The organism is Nostoc sp. (genome assembly GCF_035638895.1).
GTDB lineage: Bacteria > Cyanobacteriota > Cyanobacteriia > Cyanobacteriales > Nostocaceae > Nostoc.
The window spans coordinates 1-8,728 of record NZ_DASQZC010000233.1 but is presented as its reverse complement, the minus strand read 5'-3'; the positions used below and the strand labels follow the sequence as shown (position 1 = coordinate 8,728).

Below are 8,728 nucleotides of genomic sequence, written 5' to 3'. Positions count from 1 at the left end.
GTTGACCGATTGTTGCTAAATCAGCGCTCATTGTTTCTAATATATTTGCGCCGATTTCGTCTTCTAAGTCACTTAGGGGAAATAGAGCAGAAGACATCCGGTAAAGCTGAATTTGATTTTGCTCACAAAACGAAAGGGCGTCATGCAAGCGCTGTAAGTTATGCCGATACAGTTCACTTAGGGCAATTTTGCGATCGCTAAGGGAAAGTTTTAAGTATCGGGTGCGTGTCATTGTCCGAAAGCGCACTTGTTTGTCAGAGGTGATGCAAACTAGCCCTAAATGGGGCAGTGTACTTTTTTGGCACTGCTGTGCATTAGGTAAATTTTGAAATTCGATTACAGTCATTAACTAATACTAACTGTTGCCTGTTTTGAGCTATTCTTTAATTTAAACAATTTCTACCACTAACTTACGAGTACCTAAAGAATGAAGTATTAAGCCTTAGAGGATGTTTGAAAAGTTATAAGGGGTAAAATTTTATGCCAATCGCCTCGCCATAATTCGGATCATAGCTTGCAATTTTGAGTTGCCTAAAGGGCTGCGCTTGGTGAATGAACAAATACCTAATGCACCAAACGCTACTAATATGCCCAATATAGAAGTCGGTTCAGGAACGATGAGTTAAACTGCCTTTATTCTTTGTTGGGCATATATCGTGAGGATAATAGTGAAATCTTTTGTCTTTACCTATGTCGTCGCTGATGCCATTGCCAAGCATGGGTGAGGATTTCCTTCACGTTGGGATACTGGGGATGCCAACCCAAAACTTTAGTTGCTTTGTCGCTACTGCCAACTAAAATAGGAGGGTCGCCTGGTCTGCGATCGCGCTCTTCAACTTTGATTTCTTTCCCTGTCACTTCCTGAGCAGTTTCTATCACTTCTCGAACTGAAAAACCATTGCCATTTCCCAAATTAAATACTTCGCTTTCTCCGCCTTTGAGCAGATATTCTAAACCCAAAATATGAGCTTGCGCTAAATCAGTTACGTGAATATAATCTCGGATACAAGTACCGTCTGGAGTAGGGTAATCAGTGCCGAAAATAAAGATAGATTCGCGTTTACCCAAAGCAGCTAATAGTACTAATGGTATAAGGTGAGTTTCAGGTTCATGGTCTTCACCTAGCAATCCATTGGGGTCAGCACCGGCAGCGTTAAAGTAACGGAAACGTACAGATTTTAAATTGTAAGCTGTATCAAAATCAGATAAAATTCGTTCTACCATCCACTTGCTAGTAGCGTAGGGACTAATGGGATCTTGCGGATGTTCTTCGGTAAGGGGAACAAACTTTGGTACACCATAAAGGGCGCAGGTAGAAGAGAAGATAAATTTCTTAACTGACGCAGCAAGCATTGCCTCTAAAAGTGTCAGAGTGCCTGCAACATTATTTTGGTAATATTTAGCTGGATCGGTGACAGATTCTCCCACGGCAATATAAGCAGCAAAATGCATTACTGCCTCTATATTGTGAGTTGAAAATATGTTATCAAGCAGGGCGCGATCGCTCATGTCACCAACAATCAACTTTATCTGCAAAACTTCTTCTACAAGTTCACGATGCCCATTGGATAGATTATCCAGAACAATTACTTCATAACCTGCATTTTTCAGAGCTAATACAGCATGGGAGCCAATATATCCGGCTCCTCCTGTTACTAAAATGGTTGACATAATTGGGGATTGGGGGTAAAGATAAATTTTTTGTGAAAATTCTCCGTGTCCAGATCCCCGACTTCTTTAAGAAGTCGGGGATCTAACTTTTCACGAATGATAGACTACTAAATTCTTTCTTCCAGGTAACGAGAAATTGCATTGTCAAGGGATGGCATAAATTCACCTCGGCTGCTACCAAGAACGCTGTAAGTTGGGCGGGGAGCAGTTAAACCAAGTTGTTCTGTGGGCACAGAAATCAGATTACTGACACTGACTCCAGCTTGTTTAGCCGCTAACTTTGCTAAATCAGCCCAAGCGATCGCACTCTTATTCGCCAGATGCCACAGCCCACACTCGCCGTCAATTAATAAATCCAGGCTAGCATGAACCAAATCTGGTACATAAGTAGGTGAAACAATTCCATCCTCTGCGGCAACGAAACTATTACCAGCACTAAGCTGACGCAGAGCGATCGTGACAAAATTATACTCATCCCACGGCCCAAAAAATGCACTAGTGCGAATCACCAGCGCTGCGGGATAAGCCTGCAATACCAGCTTTTCTGCCAAAACTTTGCTGCACCCATATACATTAAGGGGAGCAACGGTATCAGTTTCGACATAAGGATTAGATACAGCCCCATCAAATACCAAATCTGAGGAGAAAGTTAATAGCGGCACGTTATGTTCAGCGCAAGCAGCAGCTAGAATCGCTGGGCCTTCGGCGTTCACCTGTAAGCAAAGATGGGGTTCACGTTCGGCATCGTCTACCCGCACATATCCGGCAGCGTTCACAACCGCCCACGGCTTCAACTGGGTAAGCGCCGCATCCACAGAGGCAGGATCGGTAATATCCATTTCTTGGCGCGTCAGCAACTGATATGAAATTCCGCGCACTTCGCACAACCGAGCAAAAGCCTTTCCGAGAGTTCCTCTAGCACCGACGATCGCCAGGGGACGAGGGGAGGCGGGGGGCATTGAGGAAGTTTTTTTCCTCGCTTTCCCTATCATTGCACTGCAACTTATTGCAGGGTATAACAGGCGCTCTTGGCGATGCCACCAGCCAGGGGTTTCAAGTAGCGGATGATTTAGTTGATGCCCATTTGCTAGATCCTGCACCATTTTTGCGATCGCTGTCGGTCGAGGATGTGGCGATTCTCCAGAGGAGACGCTACGCGAACGCAAATCAAATACCCCTGGCTCGTAGTAGCCGTTAGCTTTTGTAACTAAACTATTCCAGTCGTAGCTGCCAAGGAGCGCCCAAACAGTTACAGCGCGAATATCTACACCCTCAGTTTGTAATTCCTTCGCCGCATTCCACACCTCATAAAACCAGCGTAGCTGCTCCTCACGGGTGCAGCTTATATGAGCTTCGGTGACAGCAAGGGGCAGGTGGTAGCGTTCCCATGTTTCTAGTAACAATGTACGTGGGCCTGCCAAACCCTCAGCACAAACTCGCACCGCCTCTACATCTGCATACTTATCCCGCCCATTACCGCCATGCGTCCAAGCTGGATAATTCTCTGTATGCTCATCCAAAAAGCGTTCGCTGGTCAAATAATGGTTAATGCCAATGATGTCAGGAGGACAGGTATTTTGCAAAAATGTCTCAAGTTCAGCCTCACTGATACCACACTTCTTTAAGTAACCCCACATTGAATGAGTTGGGTTAATTCGACCGCATAATAAATCAAGGCTTAACCAACGGCGATCGTTCTCCAATTCTGCTTGATATTCTAGTTTAGGTGTACTGTAAGTCTTACCTAAATCCTCGGTTTGCACTAGTTGAGCGTTAGGGTTGACTTCCCGGATTGCCTTCATTGCCAAGGCTACTGCGCGACACTCTCCTAACAAAGCACGGGCGAAAGTTAAATCATCCCGCCCGTGAGGATACCAGTGACCATACATTCCACTGAATCGCGCCGTTGTCAGTGGCTCGTTTACAGGCGTGTAATGTGTTACCCAAGGATAGCGATCGGCAACCGCACGGGCAAACACTGCTAGTTTCTCTGGAAATTCCAGGTCTACCAAACTTGTATCTCGTGGGCCACTACCATGATGCACTAATCCTACAATCGGAAGGATGCCGAGTTCGCGCAAGCGCCCCAATCGCTCATCCGCCCACGACCAATCAGCATTTTCTATCCCATTAGGTGCTATCTTCTCCCACAATACAGGGTAGCGGATAGCTTTTATCCCTAGTTCTGCAAACAAATCTAAATCATTTAAGCGCGTTGCATGACCGTTGCGTTCCAACTGGTCTAAATACTCATCACCCACGCGATTAACTGTACACTCTACACCAGCCCACACTTCCAAGGGGAGTTGTGAATTATTCTCTCTCAAAACGTTATTTGTCACGTCTTGACTTGAGTTAAAGAAAAAAGACATAATTTACACAACCAAAGCTTTTATTACCTTTATCAAGACTTACGCAAACAATAGCCGAAACCTGATTTTCAGGTAGGAATAATTTATTAATTGCTCCTACAGCCGTATAGTTTTGTATTAAGTCATACTTTAATATTTCCACGTTTTGATAACGCAGATATAACATCTACTACTTGCGGATCTTGACCACAAAAGCATGAAGAAAAATACAGAATTCAAAATCAATTAGTGGAATACTCAGATATAACAGTTTCTTAGTACAGCTTTGCGTAAAATCGTAGCGTTGCGTTTTTAATGCAAGAGGATGCATTGGCATTGCAGGGTATTGCCAAATTTAATTCGCTACGAATTAATGAAATGCTGTGCTTAGTAACCACTAAATCATCTGCCAGTCACATAAAATTGCCAACCTGACTTTTGTAGAGACGCAATCCATCGCGTCTCTACTTTAAAAAATTGTAGGCTGGGCAGTACCTGCCCACGATCAACATCAACAAACTTAAGCCTTAACCGCTATTTGTTTGTATGTTGCTAAAGCCTGCGCCACACAATGATCCATGTTGAGATACTTGTATGTAGCTAGCCGTCCCACAAAATGCACACCTGGTGTTGACTCAGCCAAGGCTTTGTATTGTTTGTAAATTTCCTGATTTTCAGGACGTGGCACAGGATAATAGGGGTCGCCCTCTGCCTTGGGAAACTCGTAAACAATACTAGTTTTGGAGTGTTCCTGTCCAGTCAGATACTTAAATTCGGTAATACGGGTATACAACTGTTCGTTAGGATAGTTAATTACTGGCGCTGACTGAAACACAGGGGTGTGATGCGTTTCATGTTTGAAATCTAGTGAGCGATAGGGTAGTTTACCGTAGCGACAATCAAAAAACTCATCAACTGGCCCAGTGTAAACCATCTCGCGGCAAGGTATGGCTTTCTCGATTTCGCGGTAATCGGTGTTGAGCATTACCTTAATGTTCGGATGATTTAACATATTCTCAAACATCCGGGTAAAGCCGTGCAGTGGCATTGCTTGGTAACTATCTGTGAAATATCGGCTGTCGCGGTTTGTCCGGGTAGGAATTCGGGCAATTACTGTTTTGTCAAGTTCTGAAGGATCGAGTCCCCATTGCTTGCGAGTGTAGTTTTTGAAGAACTTTTCGTAAAGTTCCTGACCAACTTTACTAATTACTACATCTTCAGAGGTACGGATGTGTTCTCTCGGTTCTGCAACGGACTGAAAAAACTCTTCCGCCTGGAATGAGTTGAGGTTCATTCCATAGAGTTTATTGATGGTTTCAAGGTTAATGGGGATGGGAACGAGTTGCCCATCTACACTGGCTAGAACATGATGCTCGTAAGAACGCCAGGGAGTGAACTGTGAGAGATAGTCAAATACTTCGCGGGAACTGGTATGAAAAATATGGGGGCCATATTTATGTACGAGAATCCCGTGGTCGTCGTAATGGTCGTAAGCATTGCCGCCGATGTGGTTGCGCTTGTCTACAACCAATACTTTTTTACCGGAATGTCTCGCCAAGCGATCAGCGATAACGCTACCAGAGAAGCCTGCACCAACAACTAAGTAATCAAATATAAAGTCTCTGGTAATGATGCTTGGTGCTTCTGGGATATCTGTTGAGATGGGAGATTTCCCATTTTTACCATTACCATTAGTTGTGGTATTTGGTGTGGTTGCGAAGCTCTTAAAGAGCGGCTGCGCCAACGCAGAATCTATCAACTGCATCATCGATCCCCAAGTCCGATCCCAAGAAATCTGCTCTAAGAATGCATCTACCCGACTCAACCATCCTGATGCTGGGGTATCTTCTTGCAATGCTTGTTCTACTGCGGCGACAAACTCTTCAGTCGTGTCTGCAATTCGTACTAGCTTCAAGTCTCCATAAGGACGCACCACATCTCGAATCGTGGTAGACACTACAGGTTTACCTGCGGCTAAATACTCTGGTGTTTTAGTTGGGCTAATAAAACGTGTTGACTCGTTTCGCGCAAACGGCAACATTGCCAAATCCCAACCCCCTAAATATGCAGGCAAGTCTTTATAGTCTTTACTACCGAGATAATGAATATTTTCATGCTGTGGCAGAGCTGCTGGGTCAATTTTCACAACTGGCCCAATTATCACTAAATGCCAATCAGGACGAGCCTCGGCAATTCCAGCGAGTAATTCAATATCCATCCGCTCATCAATTACACCATAAAAGCCAAGGCGCGGATGAGGAATATTTGCTTGGTCTGCTGGTTCTTCTTTAACGTTTCTTCCTTGTCCAAAGTGGGGTACATCTACACTACTGGGAAACGCATAAACGTTTGGATGCTGGTTTACTTTACTTTCGTAAAGGCTTTGCCCACCTGTAAATACTAGGTTTGCCCGACGAAATAGTTCTGCTTCGTAGTTCTTTAAAGTAGGGGATGCTCCTTTAAAGGCAGACAATTCATCCATGCAATCGTAGATAACAGCTTCAGGTTCTAAATGGCTTGCCCATGCGATCGCCATTGGCGTATAGTACCAACAAATGTACTTAGAGATACTATATTCTGCAAATAACCCATCGAGCAGTACTTTGATATCTGCGTTTACTGCTTCTTCAGTTAGACCTTCAGGTAGATATGGAACAACAACTATAACTCCACTTTTGTCTTCACTAACGTCCAATCGCCCCAATGGTTCCCGGCTAAAAATTGGCTCTTCGATAAAGAACACTCTCTTTTTTTGAGCGCAGCGACTTAAAAGATGTTGTGGTCTTTGATATACAAAATTCCAACGCAGATGAGATAAGCAAACTATATCCGGTGTATCGGTAAAAGCTTTTGTTGACCGATAGTTTTTGTTGAATGAGGATAAAATTTTTGATGTGCCTAGCGATTGTGATTTCGCTGTCTCGGATGATTTTGCTTCATTTACCGTTGGTGACACAATATGACTCACACCGTTGTTTTGTTGCACTTTATTGCTTGACATAGATTATTAACTCAACTTGCAGAATGTTGGACTAACAAGTTCTCTTTCTCGTAAGAATTACTCTTATTATTTGCTTTTTTTAATTACATATTCATCTATCTAAATATAGTAATTAAAAATTATTTTATTATTCTTAAGTATTAAGATTATAACGTTAATCACACTTAATCATGTATCTAATTTAGCTAAATATATAATTAGATATACGCCAAAAGGCTTACATGGGCGTTACTATTGTAAGTAAAGATTAAAACAAAGTAAATTAAAAGTATAAAAAATGTAGGTTATTTAAGTATCTATTACAGATATCTCATAGTTACTGCTCAGAAATATCTGATGATGTCTAGCCCAAAAATTATTAACATAATTCTGATATCAAACTAGTTTAGGTAAGGCTTTCACTATATTTATCCTTCAACTAATAGGACATTAACAATTCAAAAGTAAAGACATTTAAATCTATAAGCTGTTGCACATTGAAATTGCATATACTGGGCGGGCAAGATGCCCACCCCACAAGAGTTATATTTAATTCGATTATGCAAATTAGATGTTTTTTAGCTTATTTATCAAAGGTTTAGACTGTTTGCTGCTCACCTAACCTAATTAAAATTGTCCAATTTTCCGGCTTTAGAGTGGAAATTTTGAGCAATTGCTCAATAATATGGTTTATATCGTTTGATTAGATAAAGTCTATTTGAGAAAAAATTACATTTTATTTGCGGTTCTAAACACACCTCAAGAAAGATGGATATTTATAGCAAGAATAAGAGTATTGGAGATAGCGTACTTTTCCAGACATATCACGGTTATTTGCAGGATCATCATCTTGTCAAAAAATTTTGAGCAAATGATCTAGTGGAAATACACGCTGGTTTAGCCAAGCTTTCTTAGGAACCGATCATGATTAAACGAACCTTAGTTACTATTGCTCTCCTTGCAGTCGGATTTTTCGTCTCATTGGGATACTCAACATTACTTCCAAATAGTGAGTTTGTGAATGCTCAGACAAATCGAACAACCCCAACCCAAAATACCCAAGTTAACGAAATTGATCGGCAGTTCATTATAGATGCAGGCCAAGCAGGCTTAGGTAACATCGCGCTGGGGGAATTAGCATTGCAGCGTTCGGCTAATCCTCAAGTTAAACAATTTGCCACAGCAGAGATTCAAGAGCAAACACAGTTGAAAAATGACTTGACACGGATTGGTTCACGATTGGGTGTAACTCCTCCCACCACTCCTGCGCCAAAATTTCAAGCATCACTGGCGCGACTGTCTCAGTTAAAGGGCGATCGCTTTGAGCAAGCATATATGGATGAGGGCGGTGTAAATGCTCATCTAGAGAACGCAGCCCTTTTTCAACGCGAAGCCGCGCTTGGACAAAACCCCGACCTTGTAGCAGTAGCGAATCGAGGATTACCAACCATCAGAAAGCACTTTAACACTGCTAGCGCCATCACAAAATATCAATTTGGCCAGGTTGCGCGGAGATATAATAATTTGCCTAATAATTCCGGTGCATCAGCCCCTCAAGGCAATACTTCCCCTACAGCAGGAGGCGATAGTCTACCTGAGAACAATCCTTCACCTACAGGAGGAGGCACTCGGCTACCTCTAGAGAATACTACACCTGCAAGAAAATAGGTAGGTAGGATAGTGCAACAAAGTAAGGGCATGGCATTGCCCATACGTGTCAACTTAA

5 protein-coding genes and 1 pseudogene are annotated in these 8,728 nt (G+C 42.7%); 1 reads left to right on the top strand and 5 read right to left on the bottom strand.

Going from position 1 to position 8,728, the window contains the following annotated elements; genetic code table 11:
• From VE944_RS11155 to glf, 5 genes and pseudogenes are all read right to left on the bottom strand, one after another.
• Positions 1-346, bottom strand: a pseudogene (locus VE944_RS11155) (UV damage endonuclease UvsE); the annotation flags it as partial.
• A 132-nt stretch (positions 347-478) separates the two neighbouring features.
• Entirely contained in the window at positions 479-595 is a 117-nt protein-coding gene (locus VE944_RS34110; protein WP_414690121.1) for a hypothetical protein, read from the bottom strand.
• 89 nt (positions 596-684) lie between these two features.
• Entirely contained in the window at positions 685-1,671 is a 987-nt protein-coding gene (gene galE / locus VE944_RS11150) for a UDP-glucose 4-epimerase GalE (protein WP_324976627.1), read from the bottom strand.
• Positions 1,672-1,778: 107 nt separating this feature from the next.
• On the bottom strand, positions 1,779-4,043 hold the full coding sequence (locus tag VE944_RS11145) for a family 1 glycosylhydrolase (RefSeq protein ID WP_414690120.1): 2,265 nt from the start codon (positions 4,041-4,043) through the stop codon (positions 1,779-1,781).
• Positions 4,044-4,542: 499 nt separating this feature from the next.
• Entirely contained in the window at positions 4,543-7,023 is a 2,481-nt protein-coding gene (gene glf / locus VE944_RS11140) for a UDP-galactopyranose mutase (RefSeq protein WP_324976621.1), read from the bottom strand.
• A 903-nt stretch (positions 7,024-7,926) separates the two neighbouring features.
• Between glf and VE944_RS11135 the strand changes: the two genes are divergently transcribed.
• On the top strand, positions 7,927-8,670 hold the full coding sequence (locus VE944_RS11135; protein WP_324976618.1) for a DUF4142 domain-containing protein: 744 nt from the start codon (positions 7,927-7,929) through the stop codon (positions 8,668-8,670).
• Positions 8,671-8,728 lie beyond the last annotated feature (58 nt).